The sequence below is a fragment of the Paraburkholderia sediminicola genome (assembly GCF_046027825.1).
GTDB lineage: Bacteria > Pseudomonadota > Gammaproteobacteria > Burkholderiales > Burkholderiaceae > Paraburkholderia > Paraburkholderia sediminicola_D.
Window position 1 is genome coordinate 66,299 of the sequence record NZ_JAQQDU010000011.1, and the last position, 20,630, is coordinate 86,928.

Genomic DNA, 20,630 nt, shown 5'->3' on the forward strand with positions numbered 1-20,630 from the left:
TCGGCGGGCTTTTTTGCTTGGAACTGACAGATCCGCGCTATTCCGCGCGACGTGTCGCGTCTCGCTCGTTCGCGCTCGTCATTGACGAACTGCCCAATGAGGCCTCGATCTCAGCCATAAAAAAACCCGCTGCTTGCGGGTTTTTTTACTTTTGCCGATCTGGCTGGCTTGCGCTACAGCACGTGCTTTTTTTCTTGCGGCGTTGCGTGCTCGAGCTCCAACTCGCACGCCTCGGTCACAAGGAGGTCATTGTCTTTCGCGAAGTTCATGACGAAATCGAAGGCCATCGGCTCGATGTCGCGCAAGCGCGAATCGAGAATCACGCATTTGAGGTCGCCGATCAGAGTGGGCCGGACGTACAACGAGTACTGCAGATAAGCGTTCGGTCCCCTGCCGCCCGCTCTGGGACCGAAACATGACATCACGCCCGCAAGCCGCTCCGACCAGTCGCTCGGCCGAAATTTTTTCCCGGTCGACGTGATGCCCTGAATGAAATATTCGGTTGGAGCTGCTTCGGCCATGTAGGAATACCTGTGTGACTGCCCAGCGGGATGACGGCAAAGCCGCCTGCAATGCGGCTTTGGATGCCTGAACACGTCGACCACGCCTGAATGGCGAACTGCGCCGCCAGAAACCGCGAACGGCCGGACAAGCCGCCTCGGCGCTCATCATGACGGCGCACCGCGAGGAAACTTTCCGGAGCGCGCGAGCCGTGTCCCGCAAGCTCAATACCGGCCTGCTGGGCTTAGGGATAACCGGTAGATTATAGCGCAGCGGGCCTTTTTCCGCAGCGCACACAAGCCTCGTTCGAGCGTTGCGAAAGGCTTTCAGGCAACTTACCCAGCCTTTTGGCCGACTCGTCAAACCGGACAAAATCCTTTATGCTGCATCGAGTTACCACAAACGACGGCGGCGCCGTCCGGCAATCCTGCCGGGTGAGACCGCCGTATTTGTTTCATGACCGCCAAGAAAATTCGCCACTACCTGCAGTTCAAGGATTTCTCGCTGGAAGACTACGAGTACGTGCTGGAACGCGCGCGCATTCTGAAACGCAAATTCAAGAACTACGAGACCTACCACCCGCTGCACGACCGCACGCTGGCGATGATCTTCGAGAAAAACTCGACACGCACGCGCCTGTCGTTCGAAGCCGGCATCTTCCAGCTGGGCGGCCACGCCGTCTTCATGAGCACGCGCGACACGCAGCTCGGCCGCGGCGAACCGATCGAAGACGCAGCGCAAGTGATCTCGCGCATGGTCGACATCATCATGATCCGCACGTTCGGCCAGGACATTCTTCAGCGCTTCGCCGAGAATTCGCGCGTGCCGGTGATCAACGGGCTGACGAACGAATATCATCCATGCCAGGTGCTGGCGGACATCTTCACGTACTTCGAGCATCGCGGTCCGATTCGCGACAAGACGGTCGCGTGGGTGGGTGACGCGAACAACATGCTGTACACGTGGATCGAAGCCGCCCAGATTCTCGGCTTCAAGCTGCGCCTGTCCACGCCGCCAGGCTACAAGCTCGACCCCGCCATGGTCGCGGCGGAAAGCGCACCGTTCTATCAGGAATTCGACGATCCGAACGAAGCCTGCGCGGGCGCCGATCTGGTTACCACAGACGTGTGGACCAGCATGGGCTTCGAAGCCGAAAACGAAGCACGCAAGAAAGCCTTTGCAGACTGGTGCGTGGACGCTGACATGATGGCCTGCGCCAATCCTGATGCCCTGTTCATGCACTGCCTGCCCGCCCACCGTGGCGAGGAAGTCAGCGCGGAAGTGATCGACGGCCCGCAAAGCGTCGTGTGGGACGAAGCGGAAAATCGTCTGCACGTGCAAAAGGCGTTGATGGAATATCTGCTGCTCGGCAAGCTCAATCACTGAGCGAGCCGCTGTTCAGCACCTTAAGCAGCACCTGCGTGAAGCGCGACGGGGCCTTGAATACGAGGCAAGGCAACCACGTTAGCGCCACGCATCGAGCCGGCGTCCACCGGTTGTTCACGGTTGCAAGCGGACCCGGCTCACCCACCGCACTGTCCCAAAAACGCGGGCAAGCGGCGGTTTAGTGTCAAAATAGTGGTTTTCCGCGCTCCGGAACCGCCGGTGCGCCTTGTTTTCCAGCTTTCTCCAGCTACGAGTTCACCATGAGCGATATCAAGAAAGTCGTGCTCGCCTATTCGGGCGGCCTCGACACCTCCGTCATCCTGAAGTGGTTGCAGGACAACTACGACGCCGAAGTCGTCACGTTTACGGCCGACATCGGCCAGGGCGAAGAGCTGGAACCGGCGCGCAAGAAAGCCCTGCAACTTGGCATCAAGCAGGACAACATCTTCATCGAAGACCTGCGCGAAGAGTTCGTGCGCGACTACGTGTTCCCGATGTTCCGCGCCAACACGATCTATGAAGGCGAGTACCTGCTGGGTACGTCGATCGCGCGTCCGCTGATCGCCAAGCGTCAGATCGAAATCGCCCGCGCAACCGGCGCGCAAGCGGTCTCGCACGGCGCAACCGGCAAGGGCAACGACCAGGTTCGCTTCGAACTCGGTTACTACGCGCTGGAACCGGGCATCAAGGTGATCGCACCGTGGCGCGAATGGGATCTGCTGTCGCGCGAAAAGCTGCTCGCGTACGCCGAAAAGGCCGGCATTCCGATCGAAATGAAGCACAAGCAAGGTGGCGCGCCGTATTCGATGGACGCGAACCTGCTGCACATCTCGTTCGAAGGCCGTCACCTGGAAGACCCGAAGGCTGAAGCCGAAGCCGATATGTGGCGTTGGACGGTGTCGCCGGAACAGGCGCCCGACCAGGCTGAGTACCTCGACATCGAATACGAACACGGCGACCCGGTCGCGATCAACGGCAAGCGTCTGTCGGCAGCGGAAATGCTGGCTGAACTGAATGGTTTGGGCGGCAAGCACGGTATCGGCCGTCTGGATCTGGTTGAAAACCGTTACGTCGGCATGAAGTCGCGCGGCTGCTATGAAACGCCGGGCGGCACGATCATGCTGAAGGCGCACCGTGGCATCGAGTCGATTACGCTCGACCGCGAAGTGGCCCACCTGAAAGACGACCTGATGGCCCGCTACGCCGCGCTGATTTACAACGGCTACTGGTGGAGCCCGGAGCGACGCGCAATCCAGGTGCTGATCGACCACACGCAAGAGAAGGTCAACGGCTGGGTGCGCGTGAAGCTGTACAAGGGCAGCGTCTCGGTTGTCGCGCGCGATTCGAAGGAAACGCTGTTCGACAAGACCATCGCCACGTTCGACGACGACGGCGGTGCATACAACCAGGCCGACGCTGGCGGGTTCATCAAGCTGAACGCACTGCGCATGCGGATTGCTGAAAACGCGCGTCGTCAGCGTAGCTGAGGACGCGCGTTTCGGTGAAGGCTCACTTCGCGCAAGCCAAGTTAAGCGCCGCAAGGCGCGGCCGGAGCCAAAATGCCAAGCCAGCGCGGCTGAAACTGAAGCGCAGATGCGAAAAAGGCGCCGGGAGGAAACTCGCGGCGCCTTTTTTCATTGTTGCAAGCCACTTACGCGGTCACAAACAAACCGGCTCAGCCTCCAACTCCACCCCAAACCGCGCCAGCACATCCCGCTGAACCGCCTTCGCCAGCGCCAACACCTCCGCGCCGCTTGCTCCGCCGCGATTCACCAGCACCAGCGCCTGCCGTTCATGCACGGCCGCGGCGCCCATCGCACGGCCTTTCCAGCCACATCGGTCGATCAACCAGCCCGCCGCAAGCTTCACCCGGCCATCCGGTTGAAGGTAAGACACAACCTCGGGCTCCTTAACCTTCAGCGCGTCGAACTGTATCGCCTCCACAACCGGATTCTTGAAGAAACTCCCCGCGTTACCCAGCTGAAGCGGATCAGGCAGTTTGGCCCGCCGCACCGCGACCACCGCGTCGAAAATCGCCTGCGCGCTCGGCGGCGTATCGGCGTGTCCATTCGCAGCCAACTCTCGCGCCAGATCCGCATACCCCGCCCGCGGCTGCCAAGCCTTCGGCAAACGGAAAGTAACCGACGTAATCACAAAACGGTCACGCCCTTCCCGCTTGAAGAAACTGTCGCGGTAGCCGAATCGGCAAGCGCCGGCATCGAGCTCAACCACGGCGCCCGTTTCCAGCTCGACGGCCCGCAGCCACGCAAACCGCTCACACATCTCCAGCCCATACGCGCCGATGTTCTGAATCGGCGCCGCACCCACCGTGCCCGGAATCAGTGCGAGGTTCTCCAGCCCAGGCAGCCCTTGCGACAAAGTCCAGGCGACAAAGTCATGCCACGGCTCGCCGGCTGCCGCCTCGACGTACCATGCGTCATCGTCCTCGCGCACGATGCGGCGGCCTTGCAGCGCCACGAGCAGCACCAGTCCGGCGAAGTCGCCCGTCAGCACAACATTGCTGCCACCGCCCAGCACCAGTCGCGGCAAGCCGACGGCACGCGGATCGCGCACGGCAGCCATCAGCTGCGCTTCGCGCTCGATCCGGCACGCCAACTGCGCGCGAACATCGAAACCAAAGGTGTTATGTGCCTTGAGCGGATAGCCGGCAATGAACGTGGCAGAGTTGGGTTGGGACATCAGAATGAGAAGAATGGAACGACGAACGAATCGGCATCTGGCCCCCGGCTCCGCGACAATGCGCGGCAGCCTTAGGCAAAAGGGAGTGGCGTCGGTAAAATGACGTCCGGTTCGTGATTATAGCGAGTGCCCCGTGAGCAGCCGACCGGCCGCGCCACGCACCGCAGCACTATTGGGAGAAAACAATGCCATCGTTTGACGTCGTCTGCGAAGCAGACATGATCGAAGTCAAGAACGCGATCGAGCAGTCCAACAAGGAAATTTCAACCCGCTTCGACTTCAAAGGGTCGGACGCGCGCGTCGAGCACAAGGAAAGCGAAATCACCGCCTACGCCGACGACGACTTCAAGCTCGGCCAGGTCAAAGACGTCCTGCTGTCGAAAATGGCCAAGCGCAACGTAGACGTGCGCTTTCTCGACTACGGCAAGATCGAGAAGATCGGCGGCGACAAGGTCAAGCAGGTCATCAAGATCAAGAAAGGCGTGTCCGGCGATCTGTCGAAGAAAATCGTGCGCCTCGTGAAGGACAGCAAGATCAAGGTCCAGGCAAGCATTCAGGGCGACGCGGTGCGTATCACCGGCGGCAAGCGCGACGATCTGCAAAGCGTGATCGCAATGCTGCGCAAGGACGTGACCGATACCCCGCTCGACTTCAACAACTTCCGCGACTGAACGCGCATCAGGCTCAGTACCGGGCGCGTGTTGAACGCTCGGCAATGCGCTGCGTTAAGGCTCGCCACGAAGCGCCTGGCAGCGTGAGGCGCAGCACCCGACGCGTATCGAACGACCCGCGCACAGGCAGTACGCCTTCAGTGCGCACTCCGTGAGCGAACCAGGGTACGCCGGCCAACACCCGGTCGGCACCCCGTCCGCGCTCAAGGTTCGTTACCGCCCGCCGCGCCGGCAGCTGCATCGGTTTTCTTCTTGTCGCCGATGCGGCTTTCCTGGCCGCGCATCAGCTTGGCAATGTTGCCGCGGTGGCGCCAGACCAGCAGCGAACTCATCACCACGATCGCCAGCGCGATGATGTGCGGCCCGAACAGAAAGCCATCGAAAATCGGGGCGAACACCGCCGCGGCCAATGCCGCCAGCGACGAATAGCGCGTAAAGAACGCCACGATCAGCCACGTCAGCAAGGTGGCAATGCCGAGGATCGGGTTGATCGCGATCAGCACGCCCGCTGCGGTTGCCACCCCTTTGCCGCCCTGAAAGCGGAAAAAGATCGGATACAGGTGGCCGAGAAACACGGCCACGGACGCAATCGCAACCGACGTATCGTCAAGGCCGAATCGCGCGCCGAAGTGCACCACGAACCACACCGGCAGCCATCCCTTGAAGGCGTCGCCGATCAGGGTGAGTATCGCGGCTTTCTTGCTGCCGCTGCGCAGCACGTTGGTGGCACCCGGGTTGCCCGAACCGTACGAGCGCGGGTCCTCCAGCCCCATCGCGGCGCTCACGATCACGGCAAACGACACCGAGCCGATCAGGTAGGCAACGACAGCAACGATCAGGTTTTGCATCTGGGACTCTTATAAGGATCGGCGGTCTGAAACTCGATACCCCAACCGCAACAGGGAACAAGGCGGCGCACATTCTACCGAACCCACCTGCCCGGAAAACATTCAGGCAAACGTCAATCGACGCTTGCGCACTGAACCGGCTTCGCCGCCAGCAAGTCGGTCAATACCTTGGGCTCGATGCTGACCAGAAAACCGCGCCGCCCGCCGTTCAGCCAGATCGCGTCCATCTCGAGAATGCTCGACTCGACGAACACCGGCATCTGCTTCTTCGTACCGAACGGCGACGTACCGCCGATCAGATAGCCCGAATGCCGGTTCGCCACCTGCGGCTTGCACGGCTCGACCCGCTTCACGCCGATCTGCCGCGCCAGATTCTTGGTGCTGACGGTGCGGTCGCCGTGCATCAGCACGATCAGGGGCTTGGCGTGTTCGTCTTCCATCACGAGCGTCTTGACGACATGATGTTCGTCCACGCCGAGCTGGCGCGCCGATTCCTCGGTGCCGCCGTGCTCGACGTAATCGTAAGGATGTTCGCCGAAAGTGATGCCATGACGGCGCAGCAACTGCGTCGCGGGCGTTTCGGAGACGTGTCTGGATTTGCTCATCGGCGCATTGTAATGGCGACTTTGCACAACGGCTATTTGCCGAACGGCCAATTGTGCGGGTCCTGGCATTGTGGCACGATCGTTCGCAAATCTTCCGGCGCACAGCATGCCGGGCACTGAATCGTTTTTGCAATTACCTTGCAGGGGACCAGAGTAAGACCCTAAAGCACCCACTCTGGTCGACCGCCTCGCATGGGACCAGAGTAACGCGCTAAAGCGCGAACTCTGGTCGACACAGGAGACAGCGTTGAGCCTCGATTCATCTACCCGTTCCACGATCGACATTCCCGCCCTGCTGGCCGGCCTACCCGAGCGTATTGCCGAAATCCCGGCGCTCGCGGCCGCGCGCGATCCGCAGCACGTCGCCTTGATCGAGGATGCGCGCCGCCTCACCAATGCGCAACTTCTGGAAGCCGTCGATGCCGCCGCGGCGCTGCTGCGCGAATGGGGCGTGCGCGGCGGCGATCGCGTGATGATCGTGGCCGAGAACAGCATCGTGCAGATCGTGCTGCTGTTCGCGACCGCGAAGCTCGACGCGTGGGCGCTGGTGTCGAATGCACGCCTGTCCGCCGCCGAACTCGACGCGATTCGCGCGCACGCGCAGCCTCGCGTGGTCGCGTACGCGGTCGAAAGCTCCGCGGATGCCCAACAGCATGCGCAGCGACACCAAGCTGTCACAGCGCCTGCTATCGCGCCGGATATCGGTACGTGGTCATACACGATCGACACCACCGCAAAAGCCGAACCGGTCGAAGCCGCTAATCATCGCCAATGCGCCGCGCTGATCTACACCACGGGAACCACAGGCGCGCCGAAAGGCGTGATGCTGTCGCACCGCAATCTGCTCTTCATCGCGGCCGTGTCGAGCCGCTTGCGCAAAGTCGGTCCGGAAGACGTCGTGTACGCCGTGCTGCCGATCTCGCACGTGTACGGCTTTGCCTCGGTTTGCCTCGGCAGCCTGTACGCCGGCGCCACTTTGCGCCTCGTGCCGCGGTTCGCTCCAGAAGCGGTGCGTCGCGCGCTCGCCGAAGAGCGCGTGTCGATCTTCCAGGGCGTGCCGGCCATGCACGCGAAACTGCTCGAACATCTGCAGACGCACGGCCACGCGTGGTCCGCGCCGTACCTGCGCTTTGCCTATTCGGGCGGCTCGCCGCTCGACGCCGCGTTGAAGGCACAGGTCGAAAGCGTCTACGGCCTTCCGCTGCACAACGGCTACGGCATGACCGAGAGCAGCCCGACCGTCTCCCACACCATGCTCGATGCGCCGCGCAGCGATTGCTCAGTCGGCGAGGTCATTCCCGGCGTTGACGTGCGGTTTGTCGGACTCGACGGCGTGGATGCCACGCCGGGCGAAATCGGCGAACTGTGGGTGCGTGGCCCGAACGTGATGCTGGGTTACTACCGCAGCCCGGAGCAGACCCGCGCCACTGTCACCGAAGACGGCTGGCTCAAGACCGGCGATCTCGCGCGGCGAGACACGGACGGTGCGTTGCATATCGTCGGGCGCAGCAAGGAGTTGATCATTCGCTCGGGCTTCAACGTGTATCCGGCGGAAGTCGAGCATGTGTTGAACGCGCATCCACAGGTGGTACAGTCGGCGGTGATCGGGCGCGCCGTGGAGGGTAACGAGGAAGTGGTCGCGTTCGTCGAATTGATCGCGGGTGCGAAGGTGTCGCCGGCTGAACTGATCGCGTGGTGTGGCGAGCGTCTCGCGCCCTACAAGCGGCCTGCCGAAGTGAAGGTACTCGCCGCGCTGCCGGCCGCGTCGACGGGCAAGATTCTCAAGCACCGGTTGCGCGAGTTCATGTAACGCAGCAGCCATGCGGCGGTAGCGGCTATGGCGACGACAGCGACTACGGTCACACGATTTGTGGCCTTGGTAACGGTCGCCACCTTGGCCGCTACGGGCCACAGCAACGGCAGCCGCATCACGACTCAATGCCGCTGCCGGCGCACCTCACCCCCGCGGATGATGCTGCGCATGCAGCGACTTCAACCGTTCGCGCGCCACGTGCGTATAGATTTGCGTGGTCGAGATATCCGTATGACCGAGCAGCAATTGCACGACGCGCAAATCGGCGCCATGGTTCAGCAGGTGCGTGGCGAACGCGTGCCGCAGCGTATGCGGCGAGAGTGGCGCGCGCACATCGGCCGCTGCCGCGTGACGCTTGATGATGTTCCAGAACTGCTGGCGGGTCATGCCCTCCGCGCGGCTCGTGACAAACAGCGCATCCGTCGCCCGCGCCCCTAGCAAAGCCGGACGCGCTTCGCGCAGATAACGTTCGATCCAGCCGTGCGCCTCTTCCCCGAACGGAATCAGGCGCTCTTTCGAGCCCTTGCCCATCACGCGCACTACGCCTTCATTCAGACCCACTTCCACCGTCTTCAGCGTGACGAGTTCGGTGACACGCAAGCCGCTCGCGTACATCAACTCCAGCATGGTGCGATCGCGCAGGCCCAGGGGCGTGTCGATATCCGGCGCACCGAGCAGCGCTTCGACTTGCGCCTCGGTGAGCGTCGACGGAAAACGCGGCGGTTGCTTCGCGGAACGCACGCGCACCGTCGGATCGACCTGCGTGCGATGCTCGCGCACCGCCCAGCCGTAGTAGCGGCGAAACACCGAGAGCCGCCGGTTCGCCGAGGTGGATTTGTCTTTCTGACGCGCCGCGCTATAGGCGCTGAGATCGGCCTCGCTGGCGGTGTCGAGCGACGTGTTGCGGGTTTGCGCGAGCCATTCGCAGAACAGCCGCAGATCGCGCCGGTACGCATCGAGTGTGTTGCGCGACAAGCCGTGCTCGAGCCACAACGCGTCGCAGAACGCATCGATCGAGGCCGAACTCGCCACAAACAAAGGTGACGCGATGGGCGCGTCTTCAGTCACGGTGTCGCTCATGCGTACGGGATACCTTCATGCGCCAGAAGCCAGCGCTTGACGTTGCGAAAGAAACCATCGCCGGCGTGATGTGCGAATCCGCCGATGCCGCTCGAACTGACCACCCGGTGACACGGAATCACGATCGGGAAGTAGTTGGAGCCGCACGCCTGGCCGACCGCGCGCGGGACGCTGCCGAGTTGCCTCGCCAGTTGCCCATAGGTCAATACGACGCCCGGCGGAATGTCGCTGATCGCTTGCCAGACACGTCGTTGATACGTGGTGCCGACCGCTGCCAGCGGCAATTCGAACTTCGCGGACGCGCGCTCGAAATAACGCTCGATCTGCTCGACGGCCTGCTTGGCCAGCGGTGTGTCCGGCGCGACGCTCTGGATCGACTCTGGCAGATAGACGATCTCGCGCACGGCCTCGCCTTCTAGGCGAATGCCGACCTTGCCGAACGGTGCATCGATCACTGCGTTGAACATGATTGCTTGCCTCATGACTGGACCGGCGCCTTTTAAACGTCACGGTAGCGTACCTGCATGGGGTGCAGGCGTTTCGCCCAGAAAAACCGCCTCGCCGGAATGCCGCTACTTTACGCCGCTTCCAACGCCCACTCCACATGCTCGCGCACCACGGCGGAGGGGTCTTCGGCGCGCAATTTAAGCGCGTGAACAATCGCCTCGCGCGCATCCACACTCAAACTTTCCGAAGAGGCCCGCAGCGCATTACCCATCCCCACCGCCAGATTGCGCAGCCAGCTCTCATAGCCAATGCGGCGAATCGCACTGCCCTGCATGCGCGTATCGAACTCGTCCGCGCTCCATGCGAACAGTTCGACCAGCGTCGCGCGATCGAGTCCGTGCCGCACGTCGAAATCGGCAACCGGCGCAGCCTGCGCAAACTTGTTCCACGGACAGACGAGCTGGCAATCGTCGCAGCCATACACACGATTACCGATCAGCGGCCGCATTTCCAGGGGAATATTGCCCTTCAATTCGATCGTCAGATACGAAATACAGAGGCGTGCATCGACCTTATAGGGCGCCACGATCGCACCCGTCGGACATGCGCCGATGCAGCGCGTGCAACTGCCGCAATGCGAGCCCGGCGTTTCGGGCGCATCGTCGGGCGACGTCTCGGCATCGGTGGGCAACGGCACGTCGACATAGATTTCACCGAGAAAGAACAGCGATCCGGCGTCGCGCTGCAGCAGCAACGTGTGCTTGCCGCGCCAGCCGATGCCGGCCTTCTGGGCAAGTTCTACTTCGAGCACCGGCGCCGAATCGGTAAAAACGCGGTAGCCGAACGCGCCGATCTCCGCCTCGATTTTCTCGGCCAGATGTTGCAGACGGTTACGCATCACCTTGTGATAATCGCGGCCCCGCGCATAGATCGACACCACCGCCGCCGACGGGTCTGCGAGCCGCGCATGCTCGGCTGCGCGCCAGTCTTGGGGGGCGAGCGGGGTGTCCTGCAAAGCGCTTTCGTGCGCCTTTCCACGCAATGTCTGAGCTGGCAAATAGGCGATGCGCGCGGTAATCACACGTCGCGTGCCGGCCACAAGCTCGGCGGGGCGCGCGCGTTTCATACCGTGTTTCGCCATATAATCCATCTCGCCGTGGCAACCCGCGTCCAGCCATGCTGCAAGCGGCGCTTCGGCAGCGGAGAGATCGGTGTCGCTGATACCGATCGCCCCGAATCCCAGTTCACGGCCCCACGTTTTGATGTTGAGCGCGAGCGCATTCAGCGCCGCTTCATCGAAATGACGCTCGGCACGCACATCGTCGTTAGACGCAGGCGTGCAGGAAACAGGGGACTCCGGACTTCGGTTCATCACGCCATTTTACGAGAATGCCCGTCAATCCCGATCTCGCGATCCAACCGCCCGCCGATATCCTGCTCGAACGCTCCTTCGCGCTCGCGGACGAGGCCGCCACCCATGCATTCGGCGAGCGCTTCGCCCGGGCGATCGAAAGCGTGCGCGAGTTGCAGCAAAAAACGCAACAACGCGCGCCAGGCGCTGCGGATGATCAGGCATTCCACGGGCTCCAGGTACAACTCGTCGGCGACCTCGGCGCCGGCAAGACCACGCTCGTGCGCGCGACCTTGCGTGGCCTCGGCCACACCGGCCGCGTGCGCAGTCCCACTTACACACTCGTCGAACCCTACGTGCTCGAGCGGCCCGCTGGGGAACTCGCGCTCTATCACTTCGATCTGTACAGATTCACCGATCCGGCCGAATGGGCCGACGCGGGCTTTCGCGAGTACTTCGACAGCGGCGCCATCTGCCTCGTCGAATGGCCGCAGCGCGCCGGACGGCTCCTCGGCGTGCCGGATCTCGTCTTCTCGCTCGACCTGGACAGCGGGGGCGACGGCCGGGTACTCGTCGCACAGGCATATAGCGAATCAGGAAAGGCATGTCTCGAAAGATGTTGATCAAACCGTTCCGCTCGATCGAATCAGCGGCTACCGCAACGCATAACTGGCGGCGCCGCCAGATTCTGCGCGCGGGCGCGTCCACGCTCGTGCTTGGCCTTGTCGCTCCGCGTCTCGCGTGGGCGAGCTCGGTGCTGGGCGTGCGGGTCTGGCCGGCGCGCGATTACACGCGTGTGACGATCGAGTCGGATCAGCCTTTGCAGAACGCGCAGCAGTTGCTGCAGAGTCCGGACCGGCTGGTGGTCGATCTGAGCGGCCTCGATCTGGATCAGGCGCTGAAAGACCTGGTGTCGAAGATCATGCCGAACGACCCGCAGATTCAGTCGGTGCGCGTAGGGCAGTATCAGCCGCACGTCGTGCGCATGGTGTTCGATCTGAAGGGCTCGGTGAAACCACAGGTGTTCACGCTGCCGCCGGTCGGCGCGTACAAATACCGGCTGGTATTCGACCTGTACCCCGCTGTCGCGCCCGATCCGCTCATGGATCTGCTCGCGCAGACCGAGCGCAAGCAGCAAACGCTGGACGAGAATAACGCGCCGCCCGCCACGCTAAGCGGCCCGGGCACCACGCCGCCCACCCCTGACAACAGCGAAGCCTTCTTCGAGCGTTATGCGCAGAACGGCAGCGGCGGGCCCGCGCCGAGCGTGCCACGTCCGCCTGTCCACGTCACACCGACACCGGCGCCGCCCATCCTGGGCAAGCCTTCCACGCCGACGGCGCCCATCGCGCCGCCGACCGCCATCGCTCGCAACAAAGGCAGCAATAGCAGTGGCAGCAGCGCCAGCAACCTCGGCGATGACAACGACAGCGACGATAGCTACGCTTTCACCAACCCGAAATCCGGCAAGAGCAACACGGTGCGTCTGTTGACCGTCGCAATCGATCCGGGCCATGGCGGCGAAGACCCGGGCGCGATCGGCAGTTCGGGCACGTACGAGAAACACGTCGCACTCGACATCGCGAAGAAGCTGCGCGCGAAGATCGACGCGCAGCCGAACATGCGCGCCATGATGACGCGCGACGCCGACTTCTTCGTGCCGCTGAACGTGCGCGTGCAGAAGGCGCGGCGCGTGGGTGCGGACCTCTTCGTGTCGATCCACGCGGACGCGTTCACCACACCCGATGCGAAGGGCTCGTCGGTGTTCGCCTTGTCGGAGCATGGCGCATCGAGCGCCGCGGCGCGCTGGATGGCGAACAAGGAGAACTCGTCGGATCAGATCGGCGGGATCAACATCAAGTCCGCCGACGCCTCCGTCAACCGCGCGCTGTTCGATATGTCGACCACCGCGCAGATCCGCGACTCGATGCGCTATGGCAATTTCGTACTGAACGAGATCGGCGGCATTAACAAGCTGCACAAAGGCTCGGTCGAACAGGCGGGGTTTGCCGTGCTGAAGGCGCCGGACATTCCGTCGATCCTTGTGGAGACCGCCTTCATCAGCAACCCGGATGAGGAGCGCCGCCTGAACGACGACGCGTATCGGGAGAAGATGGCCGATGCGATCATGACCGGCATCAAGCGCTATTTCGCGGCGAATCCGCCGCTGGCGAAGAGCCGCATGACCTGACGCCGCCCGGCGTGACACCGGGTCATGCCGGCAATAAACAAAACGGCCGCTCGAGCACTGACCCCGCAAAGTTGGACAGTTTTCGGCCAGGGCCGCGAGGGCTGAGTTCTGTCCATCACGGGACTCAGCCCGTTTAGTTTCAGCTTGATGCTTAAGAAGCGTTCAACGCGCCGGTGAAAGCCGCTGCACGACCCAACCACCGAACACATTCACCGCCAACCCCGCCATCACCAGCAAGGCGCCCACGATCTGCGCCCCCGACAACTGCTCGTCGAGAAACAAGGACGCCGACGCCAGCCCGACAATGGGCACCAGCAGTGAGAACGGCGCCACCTGGCTGGCCGGATAGCGCGACAGGAGTCGGCTCCACAGGCCGTAGCCGATCAGCGTCGCGATAAACGCGAGGTACACGATGGCGAAAATCGACATCGCGCTGATGCCGGAGAGCGCCGCGACGATCCATTGCGGTCCCTCGAACGCGTACGACAGCGCGAAAAACGGCAGCGGCGGAATCAGGCTGCCCCACACCACCAGCCCGACCAGATCGACCTTGCCGACCTTCTTCGTGACGATGTTGCCGAGCGCCCACGAACACGCGGCGCACAGCGTGAGGACGAAACCGGCGAGCGTCATCGCGTGGCCGCCTTGCATGCCGATTACCGCGAGACCGCCCGCCGCGATCAACAAACCGACGATGTTCGGCACGCGAAAACGCTCATGCAGAAACAGTGCCGCGAAAATCAGCGTGAAGAAAGCCTGCGCCTGCAATACGAGCGAAGCGAGCCCCGCCGGCATACCAACGTACATCGCAGAAAACAGGAAAGCGAACTGCCCGAACGAAATCGTTGCCCCGTACGCGAACAGCCAGCGCCAGGGCATCTGCGGCCGCTTGACGAAAAACACCGCCGGCACCGCGGCGAGCGTGAAACGCAGCGCGCCGAGCAGCATCGGCGGCACGCCATGCAGGCCTACCTTGATCACGACGAAATTGACACCCCACGCAACCACGACCACCAGCGCGAGAAGCAGATCCCTGGGCGACATCCCGGTCTCCATTTGTTTGTTCGAACCGGCAGTTTAGCGGACGTCGCCTGACTCGACAGTGCGTTAAAGCGTAGTTAGCCGTTCAGCCAGTTTTCCACGCGCAGCCCCGGATACGCGGCGAAGTCACGTTCGTTGTTGGTCACCAGCACCACGCCGAGCGCCACGGCATGCGCGGCAATCAGCTTGTCGAGTTGATCCTTCTTACGCTCACGCGTCGCCTCGCGAATCGGACCGTACGCACTTGCTGCCGCGCTGTCGAACGGCATGACCAGAATGTCTTCGGCGAGTGCTGCCAGATTGCGGCGCTCGCGCGCACGGTTCGCCGATACCGCCACGCCGAATTCGAGTTCCGCAAAGGTGATGGCAGACATCACCACGTCGCCAACGAAACATTCCGCAAAGCGCTTCGCAACCTGTTCCGGTTGGTTCTTCATCAGGTAGATGCAGATATTCGTATCGAGCATGTATCGCGGCATTACAAATCCTCGCGTTCGGCCTGCTCGTGGTCGCCACGTCCTTCGGACATGAAATCTGGCCCGAATTTCCCGAATTTCTTGAGCACGCCGGTCAGCGGACGCCGGGTTGGACGGATCCGCAATTCTTCGCCAACTCGTTCAATTTCAACCTCGACGTCGGCGCGGTCGAATGCCAATTCGGCTGGAATACGCACCGCTTGCGAATTGCCGTTGCGAAAGACTTTGGTGAGCATGCTGAACTCCTGCTGCGGATGTACGCCGGATGTACGAGCTAATACTATATCCATCCGCGTTACCAATGTAAATACATGTGTGTACATGGCGCGCAGAATGCGGGCGCAGCCTCAACCGCAGTAGAATAATCCATTAAGCAAAATCCAACCCACCCTTTCAGCCGAGCCTGCCCATGACTTCCTCGATCAAAGCAGTCCTCAAGCCGCATCTGCGCGATGTCGGCAGTCTCACCGTGCGGCGTGTGCTGCCGGCCATGGCGGCGCGCCTGATCGGCCCGTTTATCTTCTTCGACCACATGGGCCCCGCCACGCTCGAACCCGGCGTCGGGCTCGACGTGCGTCCGCATCCGCATATCGGCCTTGCAACCGTCACGTATCTGTTCGAAGGCTCGATCATGCATCGCGACAGCCTCGGCTCCGAGCAGAAGATCGTTCCGGGCGACGTCAACTGGATGACGGCGGGCCGCGGCATCGTCCATTCCGAGCGCTCGCCGGCCGAAGACCGCGCAAGCGGCCAGACCATGCACGGTATCCAGACCTGGGTCGCGCTGCCGCTCGACGACGAAGACATCGAACCGTCCTTCTCACATCACGCAGCCGACACGCTGCCGGTGGTCGAGCGCAACGGCGTCACGCTGCGCGTGATTGCGGGCACCGCGTTCGGCGAAACCTCGCCCGTCGCAACCTTTTCCGGCACGCTGTATGTGGCTGCGGAGTTCGCTCCGGGCGGCGCGTTCGCACTCGAACCGGAACACGAGGAACGCGGTGTCTATCTGGTGGACGGCGATCTGGAGATCGACGGCACACCGCTCGAAGTGGGTCAGATGGCCGTGCTCGCGCTCGACGAAACCGTCACGCTTGCCAGCACCCACGGCGCACGCGTGATGCTGCTCGGTGGCGAGAAGCTGGATGGCGAGCGCTTTATCGAATGGAACTTCGTCGCCAGCTCGCGCGAGAAGATCGAAGCCGCGAAGCTGGCGTGGACCAATCAGGAGATGGGCAAGGTGCCGGGTGAAACCGAATGGATTCCGCTGCCGACAAGCAAATAAGCGCGAATCCGAACAAGTAAAAGTGAGCGCGAGGCGCATTGAATTCGCCCTGCCCGGCCCCACCTAGCCAACCAACCGTTTTATCGAAGAGGACGCAATGGACACCACTCTGGCCACTTTCGAACAGGACGTCATCGGGGCGTCGACACTGGCCCCTGTGCTGGTCGATTTCTGGGCGCCGTGGTGCGGCCCCTGCAAGACGCTCGGCCCGATGCTGGAAAAGCTCGAAGCCGAGGCCGCCGGCAAATGGAAGCTGGTGAAGGTGAACGTCGACGAAAACCAGGAACTGGCCGGACACTTCCAGGTGCGTAGCATTCCGCACGTCATGGCATTTGCCGACGGCCAGCCGGTCGATCAATTCGTCGGCGTGCTGCCGGAAGGCCAGTTGCGCGAGTTTATCGAGCGCCTCATCCCGCAAGGCGCGGACGCGGCACGTCTTGACGCGCAAGCCGCGCTGGCCGAAGGCCGTCGTGACGATGCCTACAATGCGCTGCAAGCCGCACTCGCCTACGACCCAGGCTTCGACGAAGCGCGCATGGACCTGATCGAAATGCTGCTCGAAGATCACCGCATCGACGAAGTGCGCAATGAAGTCGACCTGCTGTCGCCGAAAACCACGCAGGGCATCGACGCGCGCTTCAACGCGATCAAGACCCGTCTCGACGCTGTGGACGCGGCTGCTGATCTGCCGCCTACGGATGCACTCGAAGCCAAAGTCGCAGCGAACCCGGACGATCTCGAAGCACGCTTCGATCTGGCTAGTGCGCTGATCGCCCGCCGCAAATACGAAGGCGCGCTCGAGCACCTGCTCGCCATCGTGCAACGCGACCGCACGTTCCGCGAAGACATCGGCCGTAAGACGATGCTGTCGGTGTTCGATCTCGCCGCGCATCAGCCGGAGCTGGTGTCGCAATGGCGGCGCAAGCTGAGTGCGTTGCTGTATTAATCTGTAGCGCGTTCAGGTGCGGCGAGGGTGCCGCGCCTGAACGCGCCGCGGCATACACTGCATCAACCTGCCTGACTGCATCAACACCGTATCGTTCGAACGCGGCGACGCTGTAACGCCCTACCGCTTCAACCCACCGCCTGCTTCGCCAACGCCCGCAACACATGCGCGGCAGCGGCAAAGCCGAAGCTCGCGGTAACGCACACACTCGAACCAAACCCCGCACAGTTCAAACCGACCGGCCCAGTATGACCCGGTGACGTCGTGACGTGCTCCGCTTCCTCGTCGATATCGCAGACAGCAGCCTCAGGATAGATCAGCGGCTCGTCGGAATACACCGCACTCACCTTGAACTTCGCCTTCGGACCACGCGGAAAGCCATGCAGTTTTCGCAACTGCCCGCGCACTTTCGACAGCAACGGATCCTGAATGGTCAACGCGAGATCGTCGATCCGGATGCGCGTCGGGTCCAGTTGGCCACCCGCGCCACCTACCGTAATCAACGGTTGCTTCTTCTCGACGCACCACGCGATCAACGCGGTCTTGGTGCGCACGCTGTCGATCGCATCGATCACATAATCGAAACCACCGCCGAGCGCCACCGCAAAATTATCCGGCTCGACGAAGTCTTCAACCAGCCGCACGTCGCAGAACGGATTGATTGCCGCGATGCGTTCGGCCATCGCTTCGACCTTCGGTTTTCCGTAGTTACCATCCAGCGCGTGGATCTGGCGGTTAGTGTTGCTCTCAGCAACATTGTCGAGATCGATCAAGGTCAGCGTGCCGACCGCGCTACGCGCCAACGCCTCCGCCACCCACGAGCCGACCCCGCCGATACCGATCACGGCAACGTGTGCCCCTTCGAACGCAGCAAGCGCCGGCGCCCCGTACAGACGGGCAACGCCGCCGAAGCGCCGCGCGCGGTCGGCGGTTTCACTCCCGTCGAGGCTGGTAGTAAGATCGGAATGCGCGGTGGTGCTGGACATGGTGGAAGGCTCGTTCAAAGCAGGCAAAACACAAAGTGGTGAAAACGCTCAGGCACGCTCAGGCGTTCGCAGCCCGTATTTTGCCTGATCGCGTCAATCCACATCGCTGCGCCCAATTCGGTGCGATGCTAATGTCAGGCGCGCATGGCCTCAAACGCGGTGACCTGGATGTCCACACAGCGCGGCGGGACTTGACCTGGTCGTGGGCAAAGAATTCACGCCTTAGCTATACTGGTTGTACTGTAGCGTTCGCATAAGAATATGACCTCACTCGCCGAACTTCGAAAAAACTATTCGCTCGGTTCATTGGACGTTGCCGACATCGACCGCAACCCGTTTCGTCAATTCGACACGTGGTTTAAGCAGGCGGTCGACGCCCAACTGCCCGAACCGAATACGATGACGCTGGCCACGGTTGACTCGCGTGGCCGGCCGTCGGCGCGCATCGTGCTGATCAAAGGCGTCGATGAGCGGGGCTTTGTGTTTTTCACCAATTACGAAAGCCGCAAGGGCCGCGAACTGGCCGCCAATCCGTACGCGAGCCTGCTGTTCTACTGGATCGAACTCGAACGCCAGGTGCGCGTCGAAGGCCGCATCGTTAAAACCAGCGCGGAAGAAAGCGATACGTATTTCGCGTCGCGCCCGCTCGGTTCACGCATCGGCGCGTGGGCATCCAATCAAAGTCGGCTAATTGAAAGCCGTTCGCAGCTCGAAACACGCGAACGCGAAATCAGCCTGCAATACGGCGACCAACCGCCGCGCCCACCGCACTGGGGCGGTTATCGTTTGGTACCCGAAGCAATCGAATTCTGGCAGGGCCGGCCGTCGCGTCTGCACGACCGCTTGCTCTACACGCGTTCAAGTGAAAACAGCGACTGGCAGATCTCCCGCCTATCGCCTTGAAACGGAAAACGACACCGTACGCGCGTTGCCAACGCAGCAGCGCGCGCCGGTCGGACTGCGTCTCGTGGCATGGGAGTTGCGCCGCACTGAGTCGCAATCCACACAGGCTTTGCTTTAATTCAACGGACACGGAGAGATCACATGTTCTGGGAGAAAAAGCTGGCGCAGTGGGTGGAAGATGTAAAAACCAAGGCTAACCTGCCAGCACGCCTTGTGCTGTGGGATGGTCAGCAACATGACTTCGGGCAGTTCGCCGCGCCCCAGGTCACGCTACATGTCAAAAGCGCTACGGCGCTGCCTTATCTGCTCGAACCGAGCCTCGACAATCTCGGCGAGGCGTATGTGAAGGGCAAGATCGATATCGAAGGCAAGCTGTCGGACATCATCAACATCAGCTATCAACTGGCGCGCAACACCGTCACCAGTGCGAGCAAGCTGGCGCGCGTACGGCGCTACTTCCAGCACTCGAAATCGTCGGACAAGAAGGCCATTCAGTATCACTACGACGTCTCGAACGAGTTCTACAGGCTGTGGCTCGACGAGAACATGGTCTACTCGTGTGCGTACTTCGAGAACGGCGATGAAGATCTTGCCACCGCGCAGATCAAGAAGATCGACCACATCCTCACCAAAATCCAGTTGCAACCCGGGCAGCGCCTGCTCGATATCGGCTGCGGCTGGGGCGCACTCGTCTTGCGCGCCGCGCAGAAGTTCGGCGCAAAGTGCGTTGGCGTGACGCTGTCGCAGAACCAGTTCGATCTCGCGACTGCCCGCGTGAAAGCCGCGGGCCTGGAAAACCAGATCGAGATTCGTCTGCAGGACTATCGCGACATCGACGGACAGTTCGACCGGATCACCAGTGTCGGCATGTTCGAGCACGTCGGCCGCAAGAATCTGCCGGGCTACTTCCAGAAGCTTCACGATCTGCTCGTCGACGACGGCGTCGCCATGAATCACGGCATCACGTCGAGCGATTCGGACAGCGGCGAAACCGCGCTGGGCGGCGGCGAATTCATCGACCGCTATGTCTTTCCGGATGGCGAGCTGCCGCACATCGGCCTCGCGCTCGAAGCCATGCAGCGCGGTGGGCTCGAAGCGGTTGACGTCGAAAGCCTGCGCCGTCACTATGCGCACACACTGGACATCTGGGCGGAAAACTTCGAGGCGCATGCAGACGAAGCCCGCAAGCTGGTCGACGACGAAAAATTCCGCATCTGGCGTGTGTACCTCGCCGGTTGCGCGTACGCGTTCGAAGCCGACGACGTCTCGATCTTCCAGGTGGTCTGCCGCAAAGCCGGCCGCAGTGCGACGACCTTGCCGTGGTCACGCCGCTATATGTACGACAAACCGCTGTGATAGGGTTGCGCAGCGGCGATTCGTCGTCGCTGCGTGCCGGGGCT

21 protein-coding genes are annotated in these 20,630 nt (G+C 62.1%); 10 read left to right on the forward strand and 11 right to left on the reverse strand.

From position 1 onward, the window contains the following. Positions 1-173 precede the first annotated feature (173 nt). Positions 174-521, reverse strand: a complete 348-nt coding sequence (locus PQQ96_RS08405) for a DUF3579 domain-containing protein (RefSeq protein ID WP_408290734.1) — start codon at positions 519-521, stop codon at positions 174-176. Positions 522-957: 436 nt separating this feature from the next. Between PQQ96_RS08405 and argF the strand changes: the two genes are divergently transcribed. Together argF and PQQ96_RS08415 are read left to right on the forward strand one after the other, a co-directional pair. Next, positions 958-1,887 (forward strand): ornithine carbamoyltransferase, encoded by a 930-nt coding sequence (gene argF, locus PQQ96_RS08410; RefSeq protein WP_408290735.1) that lies wholly within the window; start codon positions 958-960, stop codon positions 1,885-1,887. 260 nt (positions 1,888-2,147) lie between these two features. After that, the gene (locus PQQ96_RS08415) at positions 2,148-3,374 is read left to right on the forward strand and encodes an argininosuccinate synthase (RefSeq protein WP_408290737.1); all 1,227 of its coding nucleotides are present in this window, start codon (positions 2,148-2,150) and stop codon (positions 3,372-3,374) included. Positions 3,375-3,546: 172 nt separating this feature from the next. Here PQQ96_RS08415 and murB read toward each other — a convergent pair whose 3' ends face one another. Then, positions 3,547-4,587: a UDP-N-acetylmuramate dehydrogenase gene (murB, locus tag PQQ96_RS08420; RefSeq protein ID WP_408290738.1), complete on the reverse strand. Its 1,041-nt coding sequence runs from the start codon at positions 4,585-4,587 to the stop codon at positions 3,547-3,549. Positions 4,588-4,772: 185 nt separating this feature from the next. Here murB and PQQ96_RS08425 point away from each other — a divergent pair, with 185 nt between their 5' ends. Then, positions 4,773-5,258, forward strand: coding sequence for a YajQ family cyclic di-GMP-binding protein (locus tag PQQ96_RS08425; RefSeq protein WP_028197943.1), 486 nt, complete (start codon positions 4,773-4,775; stop codon positions 5,256-5,258). A 203-nt stretch (positions 5,259-5,461) separates the two neighbouring features. On the opposite strand, the gene plsY is transcribed toward PQQ96_RS08425, so the two are convergent. Together plsY and ybaK are read right to left on the reverse strand one after the other, a co-directional pair. Beyond that, on the reverse strand, positions 5,462-6,106 hold the full coding sequence (plsY, locus tag PQQ96_RS08430; protein WP_121108577.1) for a glycerol-3-phosphate 1-O-acyltransferase PlsY: 645 nt from the start codon (positions 6,104-6,106) through the stop codon (positions 5,462-5,464). 113 nt (positions 6,107-6,219) lie between these two features. After that, complete coding sequence (gene ybaK / locus PQQ96_RS08435) at positions 6,220-6,711, reverse strand: Cys-tRNA(Pro) deacylase (RefSeq protein WP_408290741.1); 492 nt, start codon at positions 6,709-6,711, stop codon at positions 6,220-6,222. Between the two features lie 247 nt (positions 6,712-6,958). Between ybaK and PQQ96_RS08440 the strand changes: the two genes are divergently transcribed. Then, positions 6,959-8,521 carry a class I adenylate-forming enzyme family protein gene (locus PQQ96_RS08440; RefSeq protein ID WP_408290743.1) on the forward strand — a complete coding sequence of 521 codons (1,563 nt, stop codon included), beginning with the start codon at positions 6,959-6,961 and terminating at the stop codon, positions 8,519-8,521. Positions 8,522-8,668: 147 nt separating this feature from the next. Here the strand turns inward: PQQ96_RS08440 and xerD are convergent, their stop codons facing one another. The 3 genes from xerD to queG all read right to left on the reverse strand — a co-directional run bounded on the left by xerD (position 8,669) and on the right by queG (position 11,423). Beyond that, on the reverse strand, positions 8,669-9,604 hold the full coding sequence (xerD, locus tag PQQ96_RS08445) for a site-specific tyrosine recombinase XerD (RefSeq protein WP_408290744.1): 936 nt from the start codon (positions 9,602-9,604) through the stop codon (positions 8,669-8,671). Further along, complete coding sequence (locus PQQ96_RS08450) at positions 9,601-10,071, reverse strand: methylated-DNA--[protein]-cysteine S-methyltransferase (protein WP_408290856.1); 471 nt, start codon at positions 10,069-10,071, stop codon at positions 9,601-9,603. The genes xerD and PQQ96_RS08450 overlap by 4 nt, the downstream gene beginning before the upstream one ends. Before the next feature lie 110 nt (positions 10,072-10,181). Further along, positions 10,182-11,423, reverse strand: coding sequence for a tRNA epoxyqueuosine(34) reductase QueG (queG, locus tag PQQ96_RS08455; RefSeq protein WP_408290746.1), 1,242 nt, complete (start codon positions 11,421-11,423; stop codon positions 10,182-10,184). A 17-nt stretch (positions 11,424-11,440) separates the two neighbouring features. On the opposite strand from queG, the gene tsaE reads away from it, so the two are divergent. Both tsaE and PQQ96_RS08465 read left to right on the forward strand, forming a co-directional pair. After that, a complete protein-coding gene (gene tsaE / locus PQQ96_RS08460) occupies positions 11,441-12,025 on the forward strand; it encodes a tRNA (adenosine(37)-N6)-threonylcarbamoyltransferase complex ATPase subunit type 1 TsaE (RefSeq protein WP_408290748.1) in 585 nt (194 codons plus the stop codon). Further along, positions 12,007-13,593 carry an N-acetylmuramoyl-L-alanine amidase gene (locus PQQ96_RS08465; protein WP_408290750.1) on the forward strand — a complete coding sequence of 529 codons (1,587 nt, stop codon included), beginning with the start codon at positions 12,007-12,009 and terminating at the stop codon, positions 13,591-13,593. The genes tsaE and PQQ96_RS08465 overlap by 19 nt, the downstream gene beginning before the upstream one ends. 162 nt (positions 13,594-13,755) lie before the next feature. On the opposite strand, the gene PQQ96_RS08470 is transcribed toward PQQ96_RS08465, so the two are convergent. The 3 genes from PQQ96_RS08470 to vapB form a co-directional block, all read right to left on the reverse strand. Further along, positions 13,756-14,637, reverse strand: a complete 882-nt coding sequence (locus PQQ96_RS08470; RefSeq protein WP_408290752.1) for an EamA family transporter — start codon at positions 14,635-14,637, stop codon at positions 13,756-13,758. Between the two features lie 74 nt (positions 14,638-14,711). Beyond that, positions 14,712-15,113 (reverse strand): type II toxin-antitoxin system VapC family toxin, encoded by a 402-nt coding sequence (locus PQQ96_RS08475; RefSeq protein WP_408290754.1) that lies wholly within the window; start codon positions 15,111-15,113, stop codon positions 14,712-14,714. Further along, a complete protein-coding gene (gene vapB, locus PQQ96_RS08480; protein ID WP_172309389.1) occupies positions 15,113-15,346 on the reverse strand; it encodes a type II toxin-antitoxin system VapB family antitoxin in 234 nt (77 codons plus the stop codon). The genes PQQ96_RS08475 and vapB overlap by 1 nt, the downstream gene beginning before the upstream one ends. A 173-nt stretch (positions 15,347-15,519) precedes the next feature. On the opposite strand from vapB, the gene PQQ96_RS08485 reads away from it, so the two are divergent. Continuing rightward, a complete protein-coding gene (locus PQQ96_RS08485; RefSeq protein WP_408290756.1) occupies positions 15,520-16,395 on the forward strand; it encodes a pirin family protein in 876 nt (291 codons plus the stop codon). Positions 16,396-16,492: 97 nt separating this feature from the next. After that, the gene (gene trxA / locus PQQ96_RS08490) at positions 16,493-17,341 is read left to right on the forward strand and encodes a thioredoxin (RefSeq protein WP_408290758.1); all 849 of its coding nucleotides are present in this window, start codon (positions 16,493-16,495) and stop codon (positions 17,339-17,341) included. 128 nt (positions 17,342-17,469) lie between these two features. Here trxA and tcdA read toward each other — a convergent pair whose 3' ends face one another. Further along, positions 17,470-18,327: a tRNA cyclic N6-threonylcarbamoyladenosine(37) synthase TcdA gene (tcdA, locus tag PQQ96_RS08495; protein ID WP_408290760.1), complete on the reverse strand. Its 858-nt coding sequence runs from the start codon at positions 18,325-18,327 to the stop codon at positions 17,470-17,472. A gap of 261 nt (positions 18,328-18,588) precedes the next feature. Here tcdA and pdxH point away from each other — a divergent pair, with 261 nt between their 5' ends. Further along, complete coding sequence (pdxH, locus tag PQQ96_RS08500) at positions 18,589-19,230, forward strand: pyridoxamine 5'-phosphate oxidase (RefSeq protein ID WP_408290762.1); 642 nt, start codon at positions 18,589-18,591, stop codon at positions 19,228-19,230. Between the two features lie 141 nt (positions 19,231-19,371). Then, positions 19,372-20,586 (forward strand): class I SAM-dependent methyltransferase, encoded by a 1,215-nt coding sequence (locus PQQ96_RS08505; protein WP_408290764.1) that lies wholly within the window; start codon positions 19,372-19,374, stop codon positions 20,584-20,586. The last annotated feature ends 44 nt before the right edge of the window (positions 20,587-20,630 follow it).